This is a genomic window from Bauldia sp. (assembly GCF_965232525.1).
Taxonomy (GTDB): domain Bacteria; phylum Pseudomonadota; class Alphaproteobacteria; order Rhizobiales; family Kaistiaceae; genus Bauldia.
On record NZ_OZ246980.1, the window covers coordinates 3,099,207 to 3,124,943 of the forward strand.

Consider the following 25,737-nt stretch of genomic DNA (forward strand, 5'->3'; position numbering starts at 1 on the left):
AACGAAGGCTCCGCGGTGTTACCGCGGGGCCTTTTGATTCAAGCGAGGATTTGTCGATTTTGCCCACGGAAGGATTTCCTGAATGGGCGTTCTGATATTCCTAGGCCAACGCGCGCTTGCGACGATCCCGTTGCTGATCGCGATTTCGTTCGTGTCTTTCGCGATCATTCTGGCGGTGCCCGGCGACTACGTCGATACGTGGATGGCTCGGACCATGGCCATGACTGGCCAGAGCCGCATCGAGCTCGAGCCGCAGGCTGAAATCCTACGCCAGCAGCTCGGTCTCGATCAGCCGTTCTATATTCAGTACTGGCGCTGGATCGTTGGAATCGTCACCTCCGGCGACTTCGGCCAGTCGTTCTTCCACGCGCGCCCGGTCGACGAGGTGATCGGGCTCCGCTTCTGGCGTTCGCTGCTTCTGGCGATAATCACCCTGGTCGTCGGCCAGCTCATCGGCGTCTTTCTCGGAATTTACGCCGCCACCCATCAGTACAAGATCGGCGACACCGTCGCGACGCTGATCGCCTTCCTCGGCATCGTGATCCCGAAATTCATCATCGCGCTGGTGATCCTCTACTTCCTCGCTTTCGTGTTCCATTCGCCCTACATCGGCGCCCTGTTCTCCGCCGAGTACATGCTGCAGGACGGCTGGTCGTGGGGGAAGGTCTGGAACTTCTTCCTGCATGTGTGGCCGGTGCTTCTCATCTCAATATGGGCCGGGCAGGCCTACACGCTGCGCATCATGCGCGGAAACCTGCTCGACGTGATGCGGGCTCAGTACATCGAAACGGCCAAGGCGAAGGGCCTGTCGCGGCGGAAGATCATCTACCGACATGCGCTGCCGAATGCGCTTCATCCGGTGGTCATGAATCTCGGCGGACGCTTCGACTACATGATCAAGGGCGAGATCGAGATCGCGATCGTGTTGGGTATTCCAACGATCGGGCCACTGATCCTGAGTTCGGTGTCCAATCGCGACATGTATGTCGTCTCGGCGATCTTCCTGATCGTCGCTGTGGCCCTGGTGATCGGCAACCTGATTGCTGACTTCCTGCTGGCGCTGCTCGATCCACGCATCCGCCAGGCAACGATGGAGTCGAAAAGCTGATGGCCGTCTCCGACACAGTCAATAGCGCTCCCCAGCAGAGCGATTCCGGGCAAGCTGCTGAGGCACGGTTTCATCAGTCGCTGTCCTACGGGCAACTGGTCCGTCGGCGGTTCATGTCGAATACGTACGGGGTCGCGGGACTGGCCCTTTGCTTATTCGTGATCCTTACAGCGATCTTCGCCGGTTTCATCGCGCCGTACTCCACCACGAACACCGACTCCACGGCGCTTTACGCACCCCCGCAATGGGTCAAGATCATCGGTCCCGAGGGTCAGCTCATGCGGCCCTTCGTGTACGGCGTCACCGAAGAGATGGACCCGACCACGTTCGAGATCACGTTCGCCAACAATCCGGACGACGTAATCCCGATCGAGTTCTTTGTTCGGGGCGAGCCTTGGACGTTCCTCGGTATGACGTTCACGATGCATCTGTTTGGTGGCGCGGACGGAAAACGGGTTAGCCTTCTGGGGACCGACAATCTCGGTCGCGACGTATTCTCCCGGATGATCTGGGGAACTCGCGTGACGCTAATGATGGGTTTTCTCGTGATGGTGGCCGCGTGCATCATCGGCACTATCGTTGGCGTGAGCGCTGGCTATTTCGGAGGGATGTTCGATCTCATCAGCCAGCGCATCGTCGAGTTCTTCAAGGCGTTTCCCGACCTGCCGCTCTATCTGGCGCTGGTAGCGCTCCTACCGCGAAGAGCCGATCCCGAGCTTGTCTTCCTGATGTTCGCGGCGATCCTCGTCTTGCTGCGATGGGCGGACCTTGCTCGAGAGCTACGCGGCAAGGTGTTCGCCATGCGGCGGCTGGACTACATCCGCGCCGCGGAAGCCGTCGGGGCAAAGAATTCCAGAATCCTGGGCCGACACATCCTTCCAAACGTCACCTCGCACGTGATCGTCTGGGCGACGTACTACCTGCCCGAGATCATCTTGCTCGAGAGCTTCCTGTCGTTCCTGGGCGTTGGCGTTCAGGCGCCAATGGTGAGTTGGGGCTCGATGCTGAACCAGATTCTCGACTTCCAGTCGTTCTCGGCCGCGCCGTGGATGATGTCGCCGGTGATCATGATCATCATTTCGGTCCTCGCCTTCAACGCGTTCGGCGATGGCCTGCGCGATGCGATCGATCCGTATTCCGATGCTTGATACAGCCGATCCGATCCTGAAAGTCACCGACGTTGTCGTCGACTTCCCGATCATCGAGGGCGTTGTCCATGCCGTGAAAGGCGTGTCCTTCGCCGTGAGCAAGGGTGAGACCCTTGCGATCGTCGGGGAGAGCGGGTCCGGCAAGTCGGTCACCGCACGCACCATCATGGGCATGCTCCCGGAGAAGGCGCGGGTCGGCGAGAACACCACGATCCTGTTCAACGGCGACGATCTGGCCACCTTCACCGAACTTCAGATGATGAAGGTACGCGGCGACCAGATCTCGATGATCTTCCAGGAGCCGCTGACCAGCCTTAATCCGGTTTATCGGATTGGCGATCAGATCAGCGAGATCATCAGGACCCACCGCAAGGTCTCCAAACAGGAAGCCAAAGCGGAAGTCATCCGCTTGCTGGGGGAGGTTCAGCTCCCCGATCCGGAAATCCGGTTTTCGCAATACCCGCATCAGCTCAGCGGTGGTCAGCGTCAGCGCGTCATGATCGCGATGGCGCTCGCCAACGAGCCCGACATCCTGATCGCCGACGAGCCCACCACCGCACTCGACGTCACCGTTCAGGCCGAAATCCTTGCGCTACTCAAGGATCTGCAGCGCCGTCACGGGATGGCGATCATCCTGATCACCCATGATCTGACCGTGGTGCGCCACACTGCCGATCGCGTCTGCGTGATGCGCTATGGCGAAATCGTCGAGCATGGCGATACCGAGCAGATCTTCGAGGACCCGCAGCACCCCTATACCAAGCATCTGATCGCGAGCGAGCCGTCCGGCCTCCCGGATGCGGTTTCCGAGTCCGCCGAGACGGTTGTGCAGGCGAAAGACGTGCGGGTCGTGTTCAAGATCAAGCACGGGCACCTCTTCAATCGCAAGACCATGGACCTTATCGCGGTCAACGACGTCAGCGCTCGCGTTCGTGCGGGAGAGACGCTTGGGATCGTCGGCGAGAGCGGCTCGGGAAAGACGACCTTCGGCATGTCGGTCATCCGTCTCATGGATCCGACCGGGGGCGAAATCGTTTTTGAGGACCGCCGCATCGATAATGTTCCTCGGAGCCGGCTTCGCGACCTGCGGACCAAGGTGCAGGTGGTGTTCCAGGACCCGTTTTCGTCACTCAATCCGCGCATGATTATTCGGCAGATCATTGCAGAGGGGCTGGTTGTGAATGGCATCGGGGCCAATCGCGCGGAACGCGATGAGATGGTCAAGAATGCGCTGGCGGAGGTTCAGATGCCGGCGGACATCATGGACCGGTTCCCGCACGAGTTCTCCGGCGGCCAGCGCCAACGCATCGCCATCGCGCGGGCGATGGCATTGCGCCCGAAGTTCATCCTCCTCGACGAGCCAACGTCGGCGCTTGATCTGTCGATCCAGGCGCAGATCATCGATCTGCTGCGGGATCTCCGTCGGAAACACGACCTCAGCTACATGTTCATCAGCCACGACCTGAAGGTCGTGAAGGCGCTGTGTCACAACACGATCGTCATGCAGGACGGCAAGGTGGTCGAGGCCGGGCCGACCGTGCAGGTGCTGGAGAGCCCGCGAACTGACTACACCAAGCGACTCGTCGATGCGGCGCTCAATATCCACATTGATCGTGACGAAGTGCCGACCGTCAATCGCGACGAAATGCGCGGCTACAAGCGCGGCGAGGCCGAGGACGAAGCGCTCGATAAGGACTAGGCCGGCTCCATTCCGCGTTCCGCAGCTTCAGAGGCGGCGGGCGGCTTGAGCGTTTTAGCATGTGGCATCACGATCTGGCGCTGGTTCGGGGTTAGCCGCGCCAAAAGTTCGGAGCTGGGGCGGTATCCGTGGCGGAAGAACCCCCACGATGGACCGTATCGGTAGACCGCAATCCGCCGTTGACCGTCATTGGTGCGAGCCGCCGAGCCGTGCATGATCGCATCGACAAACAACAAAGCATCGCCTGCGTCGAGGTGGACTTCGACGGCGCCGGTCACACCGTCGACCGACGTCGCTTCTGCCGCCATCGCCGCTTGATCGAATTCGGGATGCCGGATGTTCGACTTATGGCTCCCGGGGATGACCATGGTCGCGCCGTCCCCCGGGCCGATATCGTTGAATGCCATCAGGATGTTGATCTGGCCGCAGTGAAAGCGGCCGTCGTGATATCGAAACTGGCAGCGGGTCACACGATCCTGTCCGCCGGAGTGCAGTCCGATCGCTTCACCTGGTCCGCGGATGGATGCGAAGTTTTCGTCGATGAAGCACGGGCCGTGATACCCGTCGAAATTCTTGGTGTCGGTGCCGACGAAATGGATCACCTTGTCGATCCATGACGGGTGGTCGATGAGACGTTCGAAGGCTGGTCCCGACTCGTAAATTTGTTGCAGATTGAGGCCTTCGTGAGAGCCGGTGAAGTTGTGGCCGTGGACATGTCCCCGCCATTCGCCCGCTGCGCAGTCCTGCAGTTCGTCCAAGACCGTGTTGCAAGCAGCAACCTCGTCAGGGCTTAGCGCGCCTTTCAGGATCAGAAACCCTTTCAGGTCGAACAGATACCGTTCCATCTCGGATACGGCACCCGATTGGCTGGTGTCCGGCATGAATGTCTCCGTTCCGGCGTGGTCGATGTCAAACTGAGGACGGTAATTGTAGTCGCTGCGTCAAATATTGTGGAATATCCTGCTGTTGCGTAATCATGGAAAAATGGTGCACATAGTCCGCGATGTATCAGATACAAATGCTGGCGCCGGCGATCGATCCGCAGCAGCGAACGTCGCTGCATATCACCACGATCGGTCTGTTTCAGTCGCTTGGCGGGTTTCGTTGGGAGCAAGTTTCCAACCGCTGGGTGTTGCACTGCATCCGCTCAGGGACGGGGCGTTTTGTCGACAATGAGATCGAGTACGTTGCTGGCCCGGGCGACGTCTTCCTGTTTCAGCCTGGACATCACTACCGGTATGGCGATGACCCGAGCGTGGCATGGCGGTACGAGTTTGTCACCTTTGCCGCCGATCCGGACTTGGACCTGTCCGCGCTCGTTTCGTCGCGCGGCCCGCTGGTGCGTTTGGGTGAGTCACATGTCTTCTGGCGTCTGCTCGACGACGCCCTGAAGGCTTATGCCCAGGAGTCGCTCGCCCTAACCACGGCTTGCCGAATAACCTGGGGTCTCCTGGAGGCTATATCCGGTCCGGTGAAGAAAATGCCCGAACGCGACTTGGGTGCTCGCGTCCGGGATTACGTCGAAGGGCTGGACATCGAATACCCAAGCGTCAACGAGTTGGCCGATCAGTTCGGCGTCGATCGCGCAACGCTCTTTCGCAACTTCCGCAAAGCAACCGGCGTGTCCGTCAAACAATGGATCGACCGGCAGCGCTTCCAGCGCGCTCAAAACCTCCTGCGCGTGTCTGATGCGCCGATCGGCGAGGTCGCGCGGCTTTGCGGTTTTTCGGACCCCCTGTACTTCTCCCGTGCCTTCCGGCAGCGTTTTGGCAGCGCGCCAAGCGCCTGGCGTGAGGGCTCGCGATCGAAATTCGGCGTCGCCAGCCAGGGATGATGCCCGCCGACAAAAGGGGAGAACACGTTGAGGCGCCACGATTGTGATCACCAGGCGAACGCGCTACCACAAACACTCGCCACGACATTCACTTCAGACGATTGATCGGAACTCCCATGGACCTCCTTCGCGTAACCGCCGGACCATTCGCCTTCGATGCGCGCTTCGAGAGCGACGCGGCCCCGGAAACGTGCGACGTGTTTCGACAGGTGCTGCCGTTCGAGAGCCAACTGGTTCACGTCCGATGGAGCGGTGAGGGGGTCTGGATCCCGCTGGGAGATCGGGACTTCGGCGTCGACTACGAGAATCACACGAGCTTCCCGGCGCCGGGTCAGATCATTCTCTACCCCGGCGGCATTAGCGAGACGGAGATTCTGCTGGCCTATGGCGGTATTCATTTCAAGAGCAAGATGGGGCAGCTTGCCGGCAACCACTTCATCACGCTGACGTCCGGACTCGAGAACCTTCACGAGCTCGGCACGATGGTGCTGTGGAAGGGGGCGCAGCCGATCCGGATCGAAGCAGCGTAGCGGCTCGCCGGCTCACGTCACAACGAGATCGAAATACCACCGTCGACGTAAAGCGTGTGGCCGTTGACGAAACTCGATGCGTCGGACGCCAGGAAGACACAGGCGCCGACCAACTCATCGACATTCCCCCATCGTCCGGCCGGCGTTCTCTTCTCGACCCACGCGCTGAAGTCGGGGTCGGCGACCAGCGCCGCGTTGAGCGGCGTGTCGAAGTAACCGGGGGCGATTGCGTTGCATTGCAGGCCGTAACTTGCCCAGTCGGTCGCCATGCCCTTGGTGAGGTTTCCCACCGCGCCTTTGGTGGCCGTGTAGGGCGCGATCGACGGGCGGGCGAGGGCGGTCTGCACCGATGCGATGTTGATGATCTTGCCGCGCTTCCGCTTGATCATGTGGCGGGCCACCGCCTGGCCGACATTGAACACGCTGGAAACGTTCGTTCGCATCAGTCGCTCGAAGTCGGCGTGCTCGAATTCCTCCAAAGGGGCTCGATGCTGCATCCCGGCGTTGTTCACCAGGATGTCGATCGGGCCAGTATCACTTTCGAAAGAGTCGATCGCCTCGGCGGCCACGGCGTAGTCGGTGACGTCGAAGCGGAGTTGATGCACGGCGGGTCCGTTCATCTGATCGGCCGCCGCGGCGAGCTTGTCTTGGTCGCGGCCGTTGAGAATCACGGCGGCGCCGGCGTCGGCGAGGCCCTTCGCCAGCGCGAGGCCAATACCCTGGGATGAACCGGTGACCAGGGCTGTCCGCCCGGTGAGGTCGAATAGTTGCGTGCTCAAGTTCGTTTCCTTTCTTACCGGTGGCTTGAGGCGGTTCGCCGCCCGGGGGTGTTGGGCCCTGACGATCCCCCAGGCCGAGACGGGATGCTAGGTTGGCTCGGTGAGGCGCTCAACGACCTGCCATCGGAATCTGCGACATAGTTCCTGACGACAGCAAAACCGCAAGCGACGACGAATAGACTTGGTTGCGTGGCACTGGATACCACCCTTGGGAGGAATGCATGAATCTCTGGCGTACCCTGACGACTGCCTTCGTTCTTGCGGCGTCCACGTCAGTTGGAAGCGCGGATGGCGATCCGGTGCAGGGCGAGACGGTGTTCAGGAAGTGTATGGCTTGCCATCGTGTCGGCGAGGGCGCGAGGCATGTTGTTGGGCCGGTTCTCAATGGGGTCATCGGACGCAAGGCAGGCACCGCCGAGGGCTACCGGTACTCAGGCATCAATCAGTCGGCTGGCGAGGCCGGTCTGATTTGGGACGAGGATCTGATCTTTCAGTACTTGCCGGATCCGCAGGGTTTTCTCGTCACCTTCCTCCAGGAACAAGACCAAGGCGACCTGGCAAGAGGGCGGACGAGGATGGCATTCAGACTCGCTGATGAGCAGCAACGTCTTGATGTCGTTGCCTACATCAAGCAGTTCTCCGACGCGCCGACGCAATAGGGCCAGACGGGTGTCTGACAACGTCGCGGTTCAACGGCCCTTCTGCTGGCGCCATTGGGCGAAGCGCTCAAGGTTTGCCTCCTTCGTTGGCGGATAGAGCCCGATGATCGTCTCCCCGCCGCGGACGCGCTCGACCACAAAATCCTCGTAGACCGTCATCTCGCTCGTCTCGTCGGCTACCTCCGCCGCCAGATGCGCGGGAATGATGATGACGCTGTCGTCATCGCCGACCACGATATCGCCGGGAAAGACCGGGGCATCGCCGCAACCGATCGGCACATTGATGTCGATGGCTTCGTTGGTGGTGAGGTTGGTGGGGCTCGACGGACGGTGATGATAGGCCGGCATATCCAGTTCGGCGATATTCATGGCGTCGCGAAAACCGCCGTCGGTGACCGCGCCGGCCGCTCCGCGGACCATCAGGCGGGTGAGCAGGATGTCGCCGCCGGAGGCGGCGCGCGCGTCCTTTCGGCTGTCCATGATAAGCACGTGGCCGGGCGGGCAGGTTTCGATCGCGTGACGCTGCGGGTGTTTGGGGTTGCGGAATTCGCTGACCTGGTTGCGGTCCTCACGCGCCGGCATGTACCGCAACGTGAAGGCCGGCCCAACCATGTTGCGGCCTTTGGGTCGGACCGGATGAACGTCCTGAACGACCTGATTCCTCAGGCCACGCTTGAACAGAGCAGTGGCAATCGTTGCGACCGAAACCTGCTCGAGCTTGCGTCGCGTTTCGTCCTCGAATGGATGGTCGGTCATGGCTCTGTCCTCCCTGTTTGCTCGCGCTGGTGTCTATTGATGGCCGCTTCGGTGCGGTTGCACCCCACTCGGGATGTCCCGGTCTCGGACCTTAGCGTCGGTCCCTGATCAATTCCTGCAGCATGGTCCGCTCCTCCTCGGTCAAGTCCGTGAGGGGAGGGCGGACGTGCCCGGTCTCGAAACCCCGCAGCGCGACGCCGGCCTTGATGGCGGAGACTGCGTAGCCGGCCTTACGATCGCGGATCTTGGCGAACGGATAGTAGAAATCGCGCAGCATGGCCTTGCAGGTCGCGTCATCCTCTGAAATGACCGCGCCATAAAACGCCAGCGCCGTCTCGGGCACGAAGTTGAACACGGCCGAGGAGTAGGTATCGACACCGGCCGCGCGAATGGCCTGCGCAAAAAGTTCGTGGGTCGGCATGCCACCGATGTAGGCGAGCCGGTCGCCGAGTCCCAAGGTGATCCGCCGGATCGTGTCGATATCGCCGGTACCGTCCTTGAAGCCAATCAGGTTCGGACAGGTGTCCGCCAATCGCGCGATTGTCTCGGCCGAGCAAACCGACTGGCCGCGGTTGTAGACGATCACGCCCATGGCCGTCGCTTGGCAAACCGAACGGATATGCGCTTCGATCCCGTCCTGCGGGGCGCCGATCAGATAATGCGGCAACAGCAAGATGCCGTCGCCGCCCGCTTCCTCGATGCCCCGAGCCATGTCGCAAGCCATTCGTGTACCGTACCCACAACCGGCGACGATCGGCTTGCCGGGTTGCGCGGCCTTCGCCGTCTTGGCCACCTCGACTACTTCAGCCGGGGTCAGCGAAAACAGCTCCCCGGTTCCGCCGGCGACGATCAGCGCGGCGATGGCGTGCGGCGACAGCCACTCGAGATGAGCCGCGAATGCCGCCTCGTTGAATCGATCCTCGGCATCGAACGGTGTCACGGGAAACGACAGGAGACCGGACCGAATAATGTCTCGGAGCTCGGTGGGCGCGATCATTCCATTCTCCATTCATCGGGGCTGCGCCCGGACGAATTCCATGCGGGCTAAAGAAGATTGTTGTCGTCGAGAAACTTCGTGAGCCTGGCCGTCTGTTCGTCTGTCAGTGGCCAGGCGGAGGGCGGACGTGCGGCACCACAATCCTCACCCATCAGCTTCAGCGCGGCTTTGACTCCGGACACGTTTGCGCCGCCTTGTTCCTCGGCGCGGATATCCTCGAAAACCTGCATCTCGGCAATCAGCCGTCGCGCCCGCGCATAGTCGCCGGCTTCGAGTGCCTGTGAGATCGAGACCGATTGGGCAGGCCAAACGTTGATGAGACCCGAGGTGAAGCCGCGAGCACCGACCGCGTAGAAGGCCGGCGCCCAGGTCTCGGCGAGCCCCCCGACCCACACTACGTCGTCTGGCGAGGCGTCGATGGCGGCCTTGAGTTTCATCGGATTGGGCGTCGCCCATTTGACGCCAACGACCGAGGGCAACGCGCAAAGCGCCGCGATGACATTGACGCCGATCGCGTCGTTCCTGATGTAGAGAATGAGCGGCAGACCGTCGCCGGCGTCCGAAATCCGCGTGACGTAGTCGACCAGCCCGCGTGGAGCCACAAAGGGGTCCGGTGGTTGATGGATCATCAGCGCGGCGGCGCCGGCGTGTGCCGACGCGATCGCAAGGCTCCGTGCGTCTCTGATGCCGCGCCCGACGCCGGCGACCATGGGCACGCGGCCGGCGATGTGGTTTGCGGAGCCGCGCACCATGGCGACGGCTTCGTCGGTGGTGAGCGCGTAGAATTCGCCCGTGTTGCCGTTGGCCGTCAGGATGTCGACGCCGGCGCCGATCGCCCGATCGACAATCGGTTTCTGGCGCTCGGGCGCGATGTCGCCGACCGCATCGAATGGCGTAACCAGGATGCCCGAAATACCCCTGAGGGCGGTCTGTAGGTCGTTGCTCACTGAGCGTTCTCCAGTGGTCCGGTCCCGCTTCGCTGTGGTCAGCTCTCCTGGATGCCGGCCGCGGTGAACTGGCCGCCCTGAAAGCGAGAGTTGGGGGAATCCGGATCGGGTTTGCCCATTTCGTCATCCAGCCGTTCGCGATAAGTCTCGGCGTTATCCTGCGGATGCCATCCCAGGTAAGAGACCGAACTGTTGTCCCACCAACTCTCGTCGTTGGCCGAGGCGCCATAGATGATCGGGCAGCCGAGGACAGGGACCCGGAAGATGCACTCGATCATCCGGACGAAGTCGTCGTAGCTCATCCAGGTTGACAGCATCCGGTGGTTCGTGGGCTGCGGAAAGCAGGAGCCGATGCGCACGCAGGCGGTCTCGATCCCGAATTTGTCATGATACATCGAAGCCAGTGCTTCGCCGAAGACCTTGGAGACGCCGTAGAGGCTGTCGGGGCGCGTCGGCGAGGCAGCGTCGATGCGTTCCGTCTGGCGATAGAACCCGATGGTGTGGTTCGTACTGGCGTAGACAATGCGAGGGTTCCCGTGCTTGCGGGCCGCCTCATAGAGGTTGAACATGCCGTCGATGTTGGCGTTGCGAACAACCTCCCAGTTGCTCTCGGTCGCCTGGCCACCGAGGTGAACGATCCCGTCGCAACCATCGACAAGCGCGTCGACGGCCGCGCCATCCGCCAGATCGCATTTGACGATTTCCTCGTGGGGGGCCGCTTCGCCCATATCGCTTCGGCTGGAAAGGCGCATCGTCTCGGCCAGGTGAGTCAGGCGCTGACGGCACATCGATCCGAGTTTTCCGGCCGCGCCGGTGATCAGCAGTCTTTTCATTATGGGTCCTTTCGATAGCGCGTCGGAGTTCGGGCAAGAGAGCGGGCGGAATGCGTCCTGTCTTATGGCCCGGTCTCAGCTAGGTGGGTCATGGGTATCCATAGGAGCCGTCCGGCCGGACCGGGATCTTCCGCTCCCAATGGACGTAGCGGTCGGTTCGCAGATAGTCCTCGTCGATTTCGACACCCCAGCCCGGTCGATCTGGCCTCAGTTCTAGGTATCCGTCCGCGGGCAGGTAAGGGTCGACAACGTAGGCCGCCTTGTCCGCGCTGCTTTCCATGCCGTCGCTGTGATAGGCGGCGCCGGTAGGGAGGCGGTACTCGAGAATCTTGAAGTTCGGCTGCGCGGCGCAAAAGTGAAGATTGACAGCGGTCGCCAGTGGCCCCATCGGGTTATGGGGCGCGACCGTGACGTAATGCGCCTCCGCGATGGCCGCGATCTTGCGCATCTCGAGAAGCCCGCCGACCACGCAGATGTCCGGCTGAATGATGTCCGCGCCGGCGCAGTCGAGCAGCCGGGCGAATTCGAACCGCGAATAGAGACTCTCGCCGGTGGCCAGCGGAACGTTGAGCTGTGCCTTGAGCCGTCCCCAGGCTTCGATGTTCTCCGGCCGCATCGGCTCTTCGAAGAAGAGCGGGTGAAACGGCGCGAGAGCGTTGCCGAGCTGAACAGCCTGCCACGGCTCGAAGATTTTGGCGTGGGCATCGAAGGCGAATTCGTAGTCGGGACAAATCTCGACGAGCCGGCCAACCCAGTCGGATGTGGTGGAAATCACCTTGCTCCACGGGTTGGCATGAATGTCGATCCGGTAGGGCGAGAGTTTGAATGCCGTCAGCCCGTAGGTCTGATGCATCTCATCGCAGTAATCGCGCACGGTCTCGGGTTCGGGTGCGGTGTAGACACCGAGATAGACCCGCACGCGGTCCCGGACGTGGCCGCCCAGAAGTCGGTAGACGGGCACGTTCAGCGCCTTCGCCGAGATGTCCCACAGGGCGTGATCGATCGCCGAGATCGCGGCGAGACCCAAGGCGCCGGGCGGAAATCGCGACTGCTGGATCAGCTTCAGGATCAGGCGTTCGATCCGCGTTGGATCCTCGCCTTCGATCTGAAGGTAGAGGTAGTCGAGGAGGGGCGACAGCGCACGATCCGGTCCGTGATTGTAGCACTCGCCCCAGCCGGTGATGCCTTCGTCAGTGTCGATGGCAACGATGACCCGTGGCCGGTCACGGTCGCGCGTCATGTAGGAGCGTAGCCCGGTGATCTTCATCGGCCTATCCCGCAAACCGCGCCTGGGGCACGCCCGAAACGCCCAGGCCGTTTATCGCGAACAGGCCGCCGGCTTCCGGCTGCCGGGGATCCTCCTCGCCGCCGGTACCGATCGAGGTGACGAAAAGGATGTCGAGGTCAGCGCCGCCAAACATCGGCTTGGTCGGCCGCTCGATCGGCATTTCGACAATCCGGTCCACCTTACCCTCCGGTGTGATGCGGACGACCTGCCAGCCGCCAACCCCGGCCATCCAGTAACAACCATCGGCGTCGACCGTGCCGCCGTCGGGACGGCCTGCCACTTCCCTGGTATCGAAGAAGACGCGTTGCCCCGACGGGGCGCCGGTGTCGAGATCGTAGTCACAGGCCCAAATCGTTCGGACCTCGGGGTAGGAGTCGGAGAAATACATCGTCCGACCGTCCGGCGAAAACGCGGAGCCGTTGGTCGTGTACATCTTGTCGAAGTGCGCGGTGACACGACCATCAGGGTCGTACCGGTAGAACTGACCCTGGCGGGCGGGCGGGCCGCCGTCCTTCATGGTTCCGGCCCAAAAACGGCCGCGCGGGTCCGTCGTGCCGTCGTTGAAGCGATTGCCGGGGAGGTCTTTCTCGGGATCGGTGAGGGCGTGTTTTACACCGGTTTCGGGATCGTAGTCGTAGAAGCCGCTTTTTGCCGCGACGATCAGCCCGCCGGAATCGCGCCGCGCCAGACAACCGACCGGTTCGCCGAAATCGAACACAGCGTTGTCACCGCTGGTAGGATCATGGCGATGAATAAGCCCGGCCTTGATGTCCACCCACCACAGCGCGGCATCGCCGACATCCCACACCGCGCCTTCGCCCACGAGCGAACGGCTGGGCACTATGCATTCGATCGTGACCAGTTATTCCCCCTTGAAAACTCGGCGCTCCGAGCCATCGATGTGTATGGACATCGCCGCCTTGGCGGCAGCGGTGTCGCCCGCCTCGAGTGCGTTCAGGATGGCGCCGTGCTCGGCGCTCATGTCCCGCTTACCTTTTCGGTAACCTGTCCGGCCGAGGCTTCGGACAAATCTGCCGATGAACTTCCATTGGGGCCGGAGCATACCAACAGTTTCAACCAGGAAACGGCTGTCAGACAACTCGGCGATCTTGGCGTGGAAACGAATATCGGCGTCGATCGTCGCCTCGCCGTTGTCGATAAGCCGATCGGTGTCTTCGAGGATTTCCCGCAGCTCCGCCAGACCTTTCGCGTCGACGCGTTCAGCGGCACGGGCGACGGTTTCCGTTTCCACGGTCTTGCGAAATCGAAAGTAGCAGGCAATGTCGTCGATGCTCTCAAGCGGACCGTATCCGCTTCCCTCCGATGGGGTCCCGCTGCTGACAAAGGACCCCGCGCCGCGCCGCGAAACGATGAGTCCATCCTCGCGAAGCCTTGAAAGCGCTAGTCTTATCACCGGCCGCGAGACGCCGAACTCGGCGGCGAGTTCGTTTTCGCTCGGCAATTTCTGCCCAAGTGAGTACTGGCCGAGGCGGATTGCATCCAGAAGTCGAGCATAGACCCCATCCTCAAGCCGTTGGCCTGAGCCCTTTGGGGCCGTTGGCAACTCGGCGTGTGTGATGCTGTCCATCCGACGCTCCGTGGCGGCCGCCTTGGCCTCTCGACCGTCTGATTACAACACTACCAAATTTGTTTGACAAGTTGTCAATAAAATGCAGGCATGAAAAACGCAATTCGAGAGAATGGGTATCCAGGGAGGAAAGCCTATGACGACAAAATGGCCCAATGCGCCTTTTGCGATGCTTGCAGCGGGCGCGATCATGCTTCCGGCCGCGGCATTCGCGGCCAACGAGGCGCCCACGCTGGCGGAACAGGTTGCTGCAGGCACCCTGCCGCCCTTGGAGGAACGACTGCCGAGCCAGCCCGAGGTGGTCGAACCCTTGGAAGGCGTCGGCACTTACGGCGGAACCTTGCGGCGCGTTCTCGGCGGATCGAACGACCACAATTCGATCCTGCGGATTGTCAGCCCACAGGGCCTGACGCGGTGGAACCCGGACTTCACGGCCGTGATCCCGAACGTGGCCGAAAGCTGGACCGTCAATGACGAGGGCAGCGAGTTCACCTTCAAACTCCGTGAGGGGATGAAGTGGTCGGACGGTCAGCCCCTGACGGCAGACGACATCATGTTCTATGTCGACGATCTGCTCCACAACGACGAATTCTACCCCAACCCGCCGGCCCGTTACGTCGTCGACGGCGAGGTCATGACCGCCGAGAAGGTCGACGATAATACCGTCACGCTGAAGTTCGCCGCCCCCTATGGAACGTTCCTGACCGAGCTGGCGACGCCACTGGCGCAAGAGCCGGTGTTGTGGGCCAAGCACTACTGCATGCAGTTCCATCCGACCTACAATCCCGACGTCCAGGCGATGGTCGATTCCAGCGCCGCCGTCGAGGATTGGCCGGGCCTGTTCCGCCTCAACTGCGGTGAAGTCGAAGCCCCCAACCGTTGGGCGAATTCGGAGCGGCCGACGCTCGATCCATGGGTTGTTGTCGGCGATGGCTACGACGCCGGTGCGACCCAAGTGGTGATGGAGCGTAACCCCTACTTCTGGCAGGTCGATACCGCCGGCAATCAGTTGCCGTACATCGATCGTCTGGAAATGAATGTCGCTCAGGACAACCAGACAATCGTTCTGGAGGCGATCGCCGGCAACATCGACATGCAGCGCCGTCGGATCGACAACTTGTCGAACAAGCCGGTGTTTGCAGAGAACGCGGAGAACGGCGAGTACGAGATCCTCGACATGGTCAACTCGTCCTCGAACGCGATGGTCCTGCACATGAACCACACCCACAAGGATCCGGTGATGCGTGAGCTTCTTCGGAACAAGGATGTGCGGATTGCGCTGTCGCTGGCCATCGACCGGGACGAGATCATCGACATCGTCTACCAGGGCCAGGGCGAGCCATGGCAGATCGGACCGCGTCCGACCCATCCGCTCTACAACGAGCAGCTTGGGCGTCAGCACACCGAGTATGATCCCGATCGTGCCAACGAACTTCTCGACGCCGCGGGTTATGCCGAGCGCGATGACGAGGGCTTCCGTGTTCTGCCCGATGGCCGGCGCATGACCTTCAACGTCGAGTACACCGGCATCGAGCAGCCCGATTGGGGCGACGCACTGGAGATCATCGGTGCGCAGTGGGAAGAGATCGGTGTCGACCTCAACATCAAGTCGGTCGAGCGGTCGATCTACTACAGCCGCGGCGAAGCCAACGAGCATGACTTCATGGTCTGGGGCGCGCCCGGTGGCCTCGATCCCACGCTCAGCCCGCGCGACGTGATCGCGGTGCATCCGCAGGCGAGCTGGTTCGCCATTCCCTGGACGCGCTGGTATCTGTCGGGCGGCGCCGACGGGGAAGAGCCGACCGAGTCGATGAAGGAACGGCTTGCCCTCTATGACGCCTTCAAGAAGGAGGCCGATCAGGACAAGGCGCTCGATATCTTCCGCCAGATCCACCAGATGGCGGCGGATGAGTTCGAGATCTTCGGCGTCTCGTTGGCCCCGAATCTCGTCGGCGTGGTCAAGACCAATCTGCGCAACGTTCCGCGTCAGATTCCGGCATCGTGGATGTATCCGGATCCCGGTCCGACGTTGCCGCAAACTTACTTCTACGCCGAGTAGCCGCGGGCGCGTGAAGTGCCGGCCCGCGATCCCGCGGGCCGGCTTTAGGACCAGCCGAGGATCCGATGATCTGGCGCTACATCCTAAAGCGGATATTTTGGATGATACCGTTTCTGTTCGCGGTATCGGTGGTTGCGTTTCTGCTTATTCAGGCCCCGCCGGGCGACTATCTGACGACCTACATCGCCAAGCTCGGCGAGTCGAACGAGACGCTGGACCAGGCGTCGGTCGACAATCTGCGGCAGCGGTTCGGTCTGGATCAGCCGCTCTACATCCAATACTTCAAATGGGTCAGTCGCCTGCTTGTCGGCGACTTCGGCATGAGCTTCGAGTGGCGCCAGCCGGTCAGCGAACTGGTCTGGTCGCGCATGATGCTGACGCTGTGTCTGTCGATGGCGGCGTTGCTGTTTACGTGGGCCGTCGCCTTTCCGATCGGCGTCTATTCGGCGGTCAAGAAGTATTCCGTCGGCGACTATGTCGCCACCACGATCGGCTTCATTGGCCTCGCGACGCCCAACTTCCTGCTGGCGCTGATCCTGATGTATGTCGGCGTCGTCTATTTCGGCACCGATGTCGGCGGGCTATTCTCCGACGAATACAAGAACGCCCCCTGGTCCTGGGGTAAGTTCGTCGATCTGCTCAAGCACCTCTGGCTGCCGGTCGTCGTGCTCGGTACCTCCGCTACCGCGAGCTTGATCCGCATCATGCGGGCCAACCTGCTCGATGAACTGGAAAAGCCGTATGTCGACACGGCACGCGCAAAGGGCCTGAGCGAGTTCTGGCTGATCATGAAATACCCGGTCCGGGTCGCGCTCAATCCGTTCATCTCCACCATCGGCTGGGTGCTGCCGAACCTGATCTCCGGGGCTGTCGTCACTGCGATTGTCTTGAGCCTTCCAACCGCGGGACCGTTGATGCTGCAGGCCCTGTTGTCGCAGGACATGTACTTGGCCGGCGCCTTCGTGCTCCTCCTGTCGTCGTTGACCGTCATCGGCATGCTGATCTCGGACATCCTCCTGGTGCTGCTCGATCCGAGGGTGAAATATGAGTGAGGCCGTCGGTCCGGGCGTCACCGAAGCCGCCAAGACCAAGAGCGACAAGGTCGCGATCGCATCGCAGGCGCAGCTGACCTGGTGGGCCTTCAAGAAACACCGCCTAGCGATGATCGGCTTGTGGGTGATCGGGCTCTTTTACCTGATCACCATCTTCGCTGGCTTTATCGCGCCCGAGGACCCAAACCAGCAGAACCGGCGCGCGGTTTTTCACCCGCCGCAGATGATCCACTTCATCGATGCTCAGGAGGATGGCTGGTCGATCCGCCCGTATGTCTACGCGATGGACCGCGAACGCGATCCCGACACGCTGGCGATTACCTATGTGCCGTCGGGCGAAAAAATCTACCTGACCCTGTTCGGACAGGGACCGGAATACGACTTCTGGAACCTCTGGCCGAGCGATATCCATCTGCTGGCCACCCAGGATCCGGATGACCAGTTCTTCCTGCTCGGCGCCGACCGTCTGGGTCGCGACATGTTCAGCCGGATCATGTATGGCACCCGCGTCTCCATGTCGATCGGCCTGGTTGGCGTCACCATCGCGCTCATCCTGGGGATCACGTTGGGTGGATTGTCGGGCTACTATGGCGGCCGGGTCGACGCCGTCATCCAGCGCCTCATTGAGTTCGTTCTGAGCCTGCCGACCATTCCAATCTGGCTTGCGCTTGCGGCGTCGCTGCCGCCCACCTGGCCGATCTATCTCCAGTATTTCGTCATCACACTGATTGTCTCGCTCGTCGGCTGGACGGAGCTTGGTCGCGTGGTCCGGGGCCGGTTTCTCGCGATGAAGAATGAGGACTTCGTTGTCGCCGCGCGTCTCGACGGTTCATCTGAGTCCCGGATCATCTTCCGTCACATGTTGCCGTCGCTGACCTCGCACATCATCGCCTCGTTGACCCTTGCGATACCGTTGATGATCCTCGCCGAGACCGCGCTGTCGTTCCTCGGACTCGGCCTGCAACCGCCGGCGATCTCATGGGGAGTGTTGCTGAAGGAGGCGCAGAACATCCGCTCGATCAGCCAGGCGCCGTGGTTGTTCATTCCTGGCGCGTTCGTCGTGGTGGCCGTGCTGGCGTTCAACTTCCTCGGAGACGGCATGCGCGACGCCGCCGATCCTTATGGCCACTGACCCAGCCATCATCAGTGTCGACGACCTGACGGTCGGCTTCAACATGCGGCAAGGCATGTTCGACGTCCTGCATGGCATCACCTTCGATCTGCATCGGGGCCAGACGACCGCGATCGTCGGCGAGTCCGGCTCGGGAAAGTCCGTCACCGCCCGCGCGATCCTGAACATGGTTCCGCGTCCCGGCGTGATCAACGGCGGCCGGATTCTGTTCCGCCCGGCCGTCGGAGAGGAGACCGACCTGACGGCCCTGGACCCGCGCGGCAAATCGATCCGCGCGATCCGGGGTGGGCGGATCGGCATGATCTTCCAGGAGCCGATGAGCTCACTGTCGCCGGTCCACACGATCGGCGGCCAGATTATCGAGGCCATCCGACTGCATCGCGATGTCTCCAGGAAGGAGGCCAAAGACCTGGCGTGCGAGGTACTCGAGCAGGTCGAAATTCCGAAGCCGACGGTCGCGCTCGAGCAGTACCCGTTCGAGTTCTCAGGCGGCATGCGCCAGCGCGCGATGATCGCGATGGCGTTGTCGTGTCATCCCGACGTGTTGATCGCCGACGAACCGACCACGGCGCTCGACGTCACGACGCAGGCCGAGATCCTCGATCTGATGCGCAAGCTTCAGAGCGATCTCGGCATGGCGATCATGTTCATCACCCATGACATGGGCGTCGTCGCCGAGATCGCGGACGATGTCGTCGTGATGGAAAAGGGATACGTCGTCGAGCGTGGCGAGACGCGGGCGCTGTTCGCCCACCAGACCCATCCCTACACCAGGAAGCTGCTGGGCGCGGTCAAGCGACTGGACCGGCCGGCTGACATCAAGATCCGTCCCGAGCCGGAAGCCCCCGATATCCTGCGTGTCGATGACCTGCGCCTCTATTTTCACAAACGCCAGGGTTTCCTCCAGCGCATCACCGATACGACCAAGGCCGTCGACGGTGTCAGCTTCAACCTCAAACAGGGGGAGGCGCTCGGGATCGTCGGCGAGTCCGGTTCGGGCAAGACCACCGTCGGGCGCTGTATCGCCCGGGTCTACGATCCGACCTCGGGTGCGATCCAATATGATGGGACGGATCTGGTTGCCGCGCAGCGCGCCGAGCTGAAGGCCTATCGCCAACAGATCAGGATGATCTTTCAGGACCCTTTCGCGTCGCTCAATCCGCGCATGACCGTCAAGCAGATTGTCGCGGAACCGCTGATTGTGAACAAACTGGCCCGCGGCTCGGAACTCGAGGACCGGGTTGCGACCCTGCTGCGGCAGGTCGGCCTCGACGCCGGCATGATGGAGCGTTATCCGCACGCATTCTCCGGCGGGCAGCGCCAGCGGATCGTCGTCGCCCGCGCCATCGCGCTGGAGCCAAAACTGGTCATCGCCGACGAACCGACCTCGGCGCTCGATGTCTCGATCCGAACACAGGTCCTCGATCTGCTGCTGACCCTGCAGGCTGATCTAGGGCTGTCGTTCATCTTCATCAGCCACGACATGGCCGTGATTCGCTACTTCTGCGACCGGGTGGCGGTGATGTTCCGCGGCCGGATCGTCGAAATCGGCGAGACCGAGCAGGTTATTACCGATCCCCAGCATCCCTACACCAAGGCGTTGCTGTCATCCGTGCCGATCTCCGATCCCGCTTTGCGCGGGACCCGCCAACGCCACCGCTATCGCGAGGATGCATGAAGATCACCGCCGTCAACACGTATCTGATGCAGACCGGCGCGCGCCCCGATCTTATGCGGGCCATGGGCGCCGATGCCGACTTCCGCGGCTCGCGCAACTGGTTGTTCGTCGAAGTCGAAACCGACGAAGGCATTACCGGGGTCGGGGAGTGTTCGGGCTGGCCGCGTGTGGTCGAGACGGCTGTTAACGATCTCGCCAGTGTCCTGATCGGCGAAGACCCGGCGCATATCGATCGGCTGTGGGGCGCGCTCTACCGCGCGATGATGGGCCACGGGCTGACCGGGACGGTCGGGTCGGGCGCTCTCTCCGGAATCGAAATGGCGCTGTGGGACATCAAGGGCAAGGTGCTCGACGCGCCGGTGTGGCAATTGCTCGGCGGGGCGATCCGCGACCGCATCCCGGTCTATGGCCATGCCCACACCGCGGACGAAGCCCGGGCGTTGCTGGACCTCGGCATCACTGCGATGAAGACGCCGTTCACGGGTATCGTCGATCTGGAGCGTGTCGCCATGCTTCGGGAAACGATCGGACCGGACAACGATCTTGCCGTCGACGCTCATGGCCCGAGTTGGATGACGCCGGCCGACGCCATTCTGATCGGCCGTGAACTGGAAGCGTTCGATCTGCTCTTCTACGAGGACCCGATCGCGCCGGAGAACCTGGACGCGTTCGCGCGCGTCCGCGACGCTGTTGCCGTTCCGCTCGCGGCCGGAGAGCGGGTGGGCACGATCCATGGTGCGCGGCCGCTGATCGAGCGCGAGCTGGTCGACGTGATTCAGCCGGATACCGGCCGGGCGGGCGGCATCACGCAGATGCGCAAGATCGCCACGATGGCCGAGGCCCATGGCATCATGCTGGCGCCGCACTCCGGCTCTCTCGGGCCGGTGGCCGAGTTTGCTGCGCTGCACGTCATGGCCACCGTCCCCAACGCGCTTCTTCTTGAGCGGATCGAATTCGATTGGCCCGGCCGCTACGAGGTCGTGCGCCCGATCCTCAAGGTGGAGGACGGCGCCATCGCCTTGCCTCAGAGACCCGGGCTGGGGGTGGAGCTCGTCAAGGACGAGGTCGCGCGCTATCCGTCGATCCGCAATGTCTCCGACGCGCCCCGCGACGATGGGAGAGCCTATGTCGAAGGCACGGCCGGGGAGGCGGTTCACGTCCAGATGCGGCGGGGACGGGCGCGGAAACTGCGCCGTTGATGCACGATCCGAGCGGATTTCGTTGCCGGCAACCGACGCCAGTCATGGGCACTTCCATCCAGGGTACGCGGTTTTCGTAAGGTCGGACGTAACGCCGCCTGCGCGTGGCATCACAATCAATCGCAAGAGGGATAACCATGAAGATTGAGCAGGTACGCGCGAAGGTCTTTCGCCATCGGACAAACCAGGTTCGGGATACGGACGGGCACGCGCATCCGGGCCCGGAGAGCGAGACCAGGTCGGCGCTGCTGGAAATCATCTGCGACGACGGCACGGCCGGGCGCGTGATCGCCTCGACCGGCGATGTCGAAGAGCCACTTCTGGAGAGGTTCATCCGCCCCGTGCTGCTCGGTGCCGACCCGATGCGACCGGAGGCGCTTTGGCAGGCGCTCTACAAGTGGCAGCGCGGCAGCGGCATGAAGCTCACCGACCGGGTCCTGTGTGCCGTCGATCTTGCGCTCTGGGATCTCATCGGCCACGCCACTGGCCAGCCGGTGTGGAAGCTCCTAGGCGGCTACCACGACAAGATTCTCGCCTACGGGTCGACGATGTGCGGCGACGATCTCGAAGGTGGGCTTGCGACACCGGAGGACTACGGACGGTTCGCCGAATGGATGGTCAACGAGCGCGGCTACAAGGCGGTCAAGTTGCACGGATGGATGCCGCCGATCCCCGGCGCGCCGGACGTGAAAAAGGACTACGCCGCCTGCGCCGCTGTACGGGAGGCCGTCGGGCCGGACATTCCGCTGATGCTCGACCCCAACCACTGGTATTCGCGTGCCGATAGTCTTTGGCTGTGCCAGCGACTTGAGGAACTCGGGTATCTGTGGATCGAGGAGATGATGGAGGAAGCGTCGCTGTCTTCCTATCAGTGGCTCACCGCCCGTACGCCGCGCCTGAACATCCTCGGCCCTGAAAGCATGACCGGCAAGCACTGGACCCGTGCTGAATGGGCGGCCAAGGGCGCCTGCGACATGCTGCGGACCGGCGTGTGGGACGTCGGCGGCATTTCTCCGGCGATGAAGACCGCCAAGCTGGCGGAGTCTTTTCATATGTCATGTGAGGTCCACGGGACTGGCGCCGGCAACATGGCGGTGGTCGCCGCCATCCCCAACACCACCTATTATGAGCGCGGCCTGCTGCACCCCTTCATCGACTACGATGAACCGCGCGATTACCAGCATCGCATCGACGACGAGATGGACGGGGAGGGCTACGTCCACTTTCGCGATACGCCCGGCCTCGGCCAGGACCTCAACCTCGACTACATCGGGGCCAATCTTGTCTGATGCCGCGTTGCCTTGAGTGACTTCTTAATAATTGCTAGGAACTTATTGATATTAAGCTAATTGTGGCGATCATTTCCGGCAGATAGCGTGACGCTGAAACGGACGGGCGTCTGATGACCGCCGGCCGGATGTGACATGCATGCGAGTTGTCTGGCCGTTCTCCGGGATGTCGCTTAAGGCGCCAGATCGTCAGCCAGAATTCTGCTGAAGAGATCTCCGCCGTTTCGCGCATGATAGGCCGCTACGCTGTTCGCAAGGCGCTGCGTCGATTTGAACGCCTGCACCCTATCCAGTGCAACGTCGCGCATGTGCCAACGGATCACGCGCCAATGGGCCGCCTGGAACGCATCCTTCAGGATGGGATCGGCGACCAGTCCCGCCAGCACGGCCAACAGTCGGGCGCGTAATTCGAAATGAAGAGAGGGATCGAGGTCTTCCGCCCCGGCGATCAGCGCGCCGAGTGCAATGACGTCGGCATGCTGGCTGACCGAGAGTTCCGCAGGAGGGTGGGCGAGAATCGCGCGGAGAATTTCCTGGTGCGTGACGATATCACGGGATCTGTTTGCCGGGTCCATCGGCGTCGCCACGGTACCGACGCCGGAGCGTATCTCGACCAACCGCTCATAGGCGAGTCGTTGAAGGACCTGCCGGATGGGCGTGCGCGACATCCCGAATTCTTCGGCAAGCATGCCTTCGTGTAGCGGCAGAGCTTCGGTCGGGTCCGCAAGGCATATTCGCTTGCGCAGTGCTTCGAGGGCGAACTCAGGCTTGGTTTGATCCGACGTATCGCGAAACACTGGCGTCCCCCTCGACGGCGCTTCATAAAAGGATCATACAGGCTGTATACAAGTATGCTATATTAACCAGTATACAGCGCTTCGATGATCCCTCCAAGTCCGCCGCCGCCTGTGCCCCGCACGCTCCGCATCGGGGATTTGGCGGCGACCGTCATTGTGCTGGGTCTCGCAGCTTTGCTTGTCCGGAACATCCTCCTGAACATGGAGGGGGCGGGGCTTCAGCCAGGATTTGGCTTCCTTTTTGATGAGGCGGGATTCGATGTGAGCGAATCCCTTATTCCTTATTCTCCCGAAGACAGCTACGCCCGGGTGATCCTGACCGGTTTGATCAACACGATCGTTCTGGCTGCTGTTAGTCTTCTTCTGGCGACCTTGCTTGGCGTCATAGGGGGGCTTCTGAGCGTCGGGCCGAGCCCCGCCGGACGTGTACTCGCCACGAGCTACGTCGAACTCTTCCGCAATCTGCCCAAGATCCTGGTCCTGCTGGTTTTCTTTGTCGTCGCCGTAAACGGTCTGCCGCCGGTGCGCGAGTCGATCAGTCTCGGCCCCGTCCAAATCTCGAACCGTGCGCTCTATCTGCCGGCGCTCGAATGGGACCCTTTGCTCTGGGCGCCGATCCTGGCGATCGCATTGGCCGCAGTGCTTGCTCTCGCGTGGCGGCGTTGGGCGACAGGGCATTTCGCCCGGACAGGGCAACTCGTTCCGATTGCGCCCATAGCTCTTGGTCTCCTCATCGGGCTGCCCTGGTTTGCCGTGATGCTCTTCCAGGTGCCCGTCATCCCTTCGTTACCGGAGCTTCGAGGCTTTGACTTCACCGGCGGTTTGCGCCTCTCGCTGCAGTTCGTCGTCATGGCGGCGATGCTCGGTCTGTATCACGGCGCCCAGATCACCGAAGTCGTGAGGGGTGGGATCCAGTCTGTCCCGTCGGGCCAGTTCGAGGCTGCGTCCGCCCTTGGCATCAACCGACGCCGCACGATGCGGCTGGTCGTTCTGCCGCAGGTGCTGCGGATCGTGATCCCGCCGATCAACAACCAGTACGTCAATCTCATCAAGAACACGTCGATCGGGATCGCGGTCGGTTACTCCGATCTGATGTCGGTGGTCGGCACGATCATCAACCAGACATTCCGGCCGCTTGAGATGATGCTGGTGACGATGGGGCTCTACCTGGCGCTCTGTCTTGCCGTGACGTCGCTGCTCAACCGTTGGAACGCGGTCCTGCGCCGCCGCGAGGGTAAGCTGTGATCGGTATCGCCACCTGGGCGAGGGCGCTCTTTGCTACGCCACTGGCCGCGATTCTGACGTTGGCATCGGGTGCGATCATGGCCTGGCTTGGCTGGCAAGCGCTGTCGTGGCTTCTCCTCCAGGCGGTCTGGCCTTGGCAACCGGCGGCGGCATGTGACGTTCGCACCGGCCTGTGCTGGCCGTTTCTGGTTGAAAAAACGCGCCTCATTCTCTTCGGCACCTACCCCTTCGGCTTGCAGTGGCGGGCGACCTTGGCGTCGCTCCTGCTGTTGGCCTTGGCCGTTCTGACGGGGTTCCAGATGATCGGCCGCACCCGTCTGCACCTGCTTGCCTTTCTGGCGATCTGGTTGGGCGGCCTCGGAGTTGCGGTCCTCCTGCTCGGCGGCGGCGCGCTCGGCCTGCCCGACGTTCCGTCGGTCTATTGGAATGGGCTGCCGATCCTCCTCTTTCTGGCGATCGCTTCCATCGCGGGGGCGTTCCCGGTCGGCGTCCTACTGGCGCTCGCCCGGGATCAAAGCGCCTATCCACTCCTGTGGCGGTTCGCCACGATCTACATTGAAGTCGCCCGCGGCGTGCCCATGCTGACGGTCATCTTCGTCGGCATCTTCGTCCTACCGCTTACCTTGCCGCCCGGCACGTCCATCGCGCCGGTTTCGGCCGTCCTCATTGCCCTCATCTTCTTTCACGGCGCCTACATCGCGGAGGACCTGCGCGGCGGCCTCCAGTCGCTTTCCAAAGGTCAGCGCGAGGCTGCCAAGTCGCTCGGCCTCGGTTATTGGCAGAGCATGGGTCTGGTCGTGCTTCCCCAAGCGATCACGCGCAGCCTGCCATCTCTCGTCAACAGTATCATCGGCGCCTACAAGGACACCTCGCTGGTCGTGATCGTTGGCATCCACGATCTCATCTCCACCGCGCGTATGTCCTTCAACGACCCCGAATGGAGAGGCCACGCGCTCGAGGCATATCTCTTTGTCGGTCTTTGGTTTTTCCTGTCCTGCGCCTTCCTGTCTGCGATCGGAAGGCGGCTCCACACCGATCGCGAGACCGCGCAAACCAGTTCGTCACAAAACCGATAAGATACACATGTATACAAGTACATGTATTTCGATGTATGACGAAC

Annotated in this window: 24 protein-coding genes; 14 read left to right on the forward strand and 10 right to left on the reverse strand. The window is 62.0% G+C overall.

Going from position 1 to position 25,737, the window contains the following annotated elements; genetic code table 11:
• Positions 1 to 82 precede the first annotated feature (82 nt).
• Genes ACO076_RS14680 through ACO076_RS14690 form a run of 3 tightly spaced genes read left to right on the forward strand, consistent with a single transcriptional unit; the run spans position 83 to position 3,955 of the window.
• Positions 83 to 1,108 carry an ABC transporter permease gene (locus ACO076_RS14680; RefSeq protein ID WP_421723582.1) on the forward strand — a complete coding sequence of 342 codons (1,026 nt, stop codon included), beginning with the start codon at positions 83 to 85 and terminating at the stop codon, positions 1,106 to 1,108.
• Complete coding sequence (locus tag ACO076_RS14685; RefSeq protein WP_421723583.1) at positions 1,108 to 2,256, forward strand: ABC transporter permease; 1,149 nt, start codon at positions 1,108 to 1,110, stop codon at positions 2,254 to 2,256. Before ACO076_RS14680 ends, ACO076_RS14685 begins: the two co-directional genes overlap by 1 nt.
• Positions 2,249 to 3,955 (forward strand): ABC transporter ATP-binding protein, encoded by a 1,707-nt coding sequence (locus ACO076_RS14690; RefSeq protein WP_421723584.1) that lies wholly within the window; start codon positions 2,249 to 2,251, stop codon positions 3,953 to 3,955. Before ACO076_RS14685 ends, ACO076_RS14690 begins: the two co-directional genes overlap by 8 nt.
• Here the strand turns inward: ACO076_RS14690 and ACO076_RS14695 are convergent.
• Positions 3,952 to 4,836: a phytanoyl-CoA dioxygenase family protein gene (locus tag ACO076_RS14695; protein ID WP_421723585.1), complete on the reverse strand. Its 885-nt coding sequence runs from the start codon at positions 4,834 to 4,836 to the stop codon at positions 3,952 to 3,954. The genes ACO076_RS14690 and ACO076_RS14695 overlap by 4 nt on opposite strands.
• 137 nt (positions 4,837 to 4,973) lie before the next feature.
• On the opposite strand from ACO076_RS14695, the gene ACO076_RS14700 reads away from it, so the two are divergent.
• Positions 4,974 to 5,789: a helix-turn-helix domain-containing protein gene (locus tag ACO076_RS14700; protein ID WP_421723586.1), complete on the forward strand. Its 816-nt coding sequence runs from the start codon at positions 4,974 to 4,976 to the stop codon at positions 5,787 to 5,789.
• A gap of 116 nt (positions 5,790 to 5,905) precedes the next feature.
• A complete protein-coding gene (locus ACO076_RS14705; protein ID WP_421723587.1) occupies positions 5,906 to 6,319 on the forward strand; it encodes a DUF3830 family protein in 414 nt (137 codons plus the stop codon).
• 17 nt (positions 6,320 to 6,336) lie between these two features.
• On the opposite strand, the gene ACO076_RS14710 is transcribed toward ACO076_RS14705, so the two are convergent.
• A complete protein-coding gene (locus ACO076_RS14710) occupies positions 6,337 to 7,098 on the reverse strand; it encodes an SDR family oxidoreductase (RefSeq protein WP_421723588.1) in 762 nt (253 codons plus the stop codon).
• A 221-nt stretch (positions 7,099 to 7,319) separates the two neighbouring features.
• Between ACO076_RS14710 and ACO076_RS14715 the strand changes: the two genes are divergently transcribed.
• Positions 7,320 to 7,757 (forward strand): c-type cytochrome, encoded by a 438-nt coding sequence (locus tag ACO076_RS14715; protein WP_421723589.1) that lies wholly within the window; start codon positions 7,320 to 7,322, stop codon positions 7,755 to 7,757.
• 30 nt (positions 7,758 to 7,787) lie between these two features.
• Here the strand turns inward: ACO076_RS14715 and ACO076_RS14720 are convergent, their stop codons facing one another.
• The 7 genes from ACO076_RS14720 to ACO076_RS14750 form a co-directional block, all read right to left on the reverse strand.
• Positions 7,788 to 8,513, reverse strand: a complete 726-nt coding sequence (locus tag ACO076_RS14720; protein ID WP_421723590.1) for a ribonuclease activity regulator RraA — start codon at positions 8,511 to 8,513, stop codon at positions 7,788 to 7,790.
• Positions 8,514 to 8,604: 91 nt separating this feature from the next.
• Positions 8,605 to 9,510 carry a 5-dehydro-4-deoxyglucarate dehydratase gene (kdgD, locus tag ACO076_RS14725; protein ID WP_421723591.1) on the reverse strand — a complete coding sequence of 302 codons (906 nt, stop codon included), beginning with the start codon at positions 9,508 to 9,510 and terminating at the stop codon, positions 8,605 to 8,607.
• Between the two features lie 47 nt (positions 9,511 to 9,557).
• Entirely contained in the window at positions 9,558 to 10,457 is a 900-nt protein-coding gene (locus ACO076_RS14730; RefSeq protein ID WP_421723592.1) for a dihydrodipicolinate synthase family protein, read from the reverse strand.
• 38 nt (positions 10,458 to 10,495) lie between these two features.
• Positions 10,496 to 11,290 carry an NAD-dependent epimerase/dehydratase family protein gene (locus ACO076_RS14735; protein ID WP_421723593.1) on the reverse strand — a complete coding sequence of 265 codons (795 nt, stop codon included), beginning with the start codon at positions 11,288 to 11,290 and terminating at the stop codon, positions 10,496 to 10,498.
• A gap of 88 nt (positions 11,291 to 11,378) precedes the next feature.
• On the reverse strand, positions 11,379 to 12,557 hold the full coding sequence (locus ACO076_RS14740) for a mandelate racemase/muconate lactonizing enzyme family protein (protein WP_421723594.1): 1,179 nt from the start codon (positions 12,555 to 12,557) through the stop codon (positions 11,379 to 11,381).
• Between the two features lie 4 nt (positions 12,558 to 12,561).
• Positions 12,562 to 13,419 (reverse strand): SMP-30/gluconolactonase/LRE family protein, encoded by an 858-nt coding sequence (locus tag ACO076_RS14745; protein ID WP_421723595.1) that lies wholly within the window; start codon positions 13,417 to 13,419, stop codon positions 12,562 to 12,564.
• A gap of 21 nt (positions 13,420 to 13,440) precedes the next feature.
• Entirely contained in the window at positions 13,441 to 14,166 is a 726-nt protein-coding gene (locus ACO076_RS14750; RefSeq protein WP_421723596.1) for a FadR/GntR family transcriptional regulator, read from the reverse strand.
• Positions 14,167 to 14,302: 136 nt separating this feature from the next.
• Here ACO076_RS14750 and ACO076_RS14755 point away from each other — a divergent pair, with 136 nt between their 5' ends.
• From ACO076_RS14755 to ACO076_RS14780, 6 genes are all read left to right on the forward strand, one after another.
• Positions 14,303 to 16,225 carry an ABC transporter substrate-binding protein gene (locus ACO076_RS14755; protein ID WP_421723597.1) on the forward strand — a complete coding sequence of 641 codons (1,923 nt, stop codon included), beginning with the start codon at positions 14,303 to 14,305 and terminating at the stop codon, positions 16,223 to 16,225.
• Between the two features lie 65 nt (positions 16,226 to 16,290).
• A complete protein-coding gene (locus ACO076_RS14760; protein ID WP_421723598.1) occupies positions 16,291 to 17,277 on the forward strand; it encodes an ABC transporter permease in 987 nt (328 codons plus the stop codon).
• Positions 17,270 to 18,409 carry an ABC transporter permease gene (locus ACO076_RS14765; RefSeq protein ID WP_421723599.1) on the forward strand — a complete coding sequence of 380 codons (1,140 nt, stop codon included), beginning with the start codon at positions 17,270 to 17,272 and terminating at the stop codon, positions 18,407 to 18,409. The genes ACO076_RS14760 and ACO076_RS14765 overlap by 8 nt, the downstream gene beginning before the upstream one ends.
• Entirely contained in the window at positions 18,399 to 20,087 is a 1,689-nt protein-coding gene (locus ACO076_RS14770) for an ABC transporter ATP-binding protein (RefSeq protein WP_421723600.1), read from the forward strand. Before ACO076_RS14765 ends, ACO076_RS14770 begins: the two co-directional genes overlap by 11 nt.
• The gene (locus ACO076_RS14775) at positions 20,084 to 21,286 is read left to right on the forward strand and encodes a mandelate racemase/muconate lactonizing enzyme family protein (RefSeq protein WP_421723601.1); all 1,203 of its coding nucleotides are present in this window, start codon (positions 20,084 to 20,086) and stop codon (positions 21,284 to 21,286) included. Before ACO076_RS14770 ends, ACO076_RS14775 begins: the two co-directional genes overlap by 4 nt.
• A 137-nt stretch (positions 21,287 to 21,423) precedes the next feature.
• Positions 21,424 to 22,575, forward strand: coding sequence for an enolase C-terminal domain-like protein (locus ACO076_RS14780; protein ID WP_421723602.1), 1,152 nt, complete (start codon positions 21,424 to 21,426; stop codon positions 22,573 to 22,575).
• A 173-nt stretch (positions 22,576 to 22,748) separates the two neighbouring features.
• On the opposite strand, the gene ACO076_RS14785 is transcribed toward ACO076_RS14780, so the two are convergent.
• Positions 22,749 to 23,372 carry a GntR family transcriptional regulator gene (locus ACO076_RS14785; protein WP_421723603.1) on the reverse strand — a complete coding sequence of 208 codons (624 nt, stop codon included), beginning with the start codon at positions 23,370 to 23,372 and terminating at the stop codon, positions 22,749 to 22,751.
• 261 nt (positions 23,373 to 23,633) lie between these two features.
• On the opposite strand from ACO076_RS14785, the gene ACO076_RS14790 reads away from it, so the two are divergent.
• Both ACO076_RS14790 and ACO076_RS14795 read left to right on the forward strand, forming a co-directional pair.
• Positions 23,634 to 24,617 (forward strand): ABC transporter permease subunit, encoded by a 984-nt coding sequence (locus ACO076_RS14790; protein WP_421723604.1) that lies wholly within the window; start codon positions 23,634 to 23,636, stop codon positions 24,615 to 24,617.
• Positions 24,614 to 25,693, forward strand: coding sequence for an amino acid ABC transporter permease (locus tag ACO076_RS14795; protein WP_421723605.1), 1,080 nt, complete (start codon positions 24,614 to 24,616; stop codon positions 25,691 to 25,693). The genes ACO076_RS14790 and ACO076_RS14795 overlap by 4 nt, the downstream gene beginning before the upstream one ends.
• Positions 25,694 to 25,737: the final 44 nt, after the last annotated feature.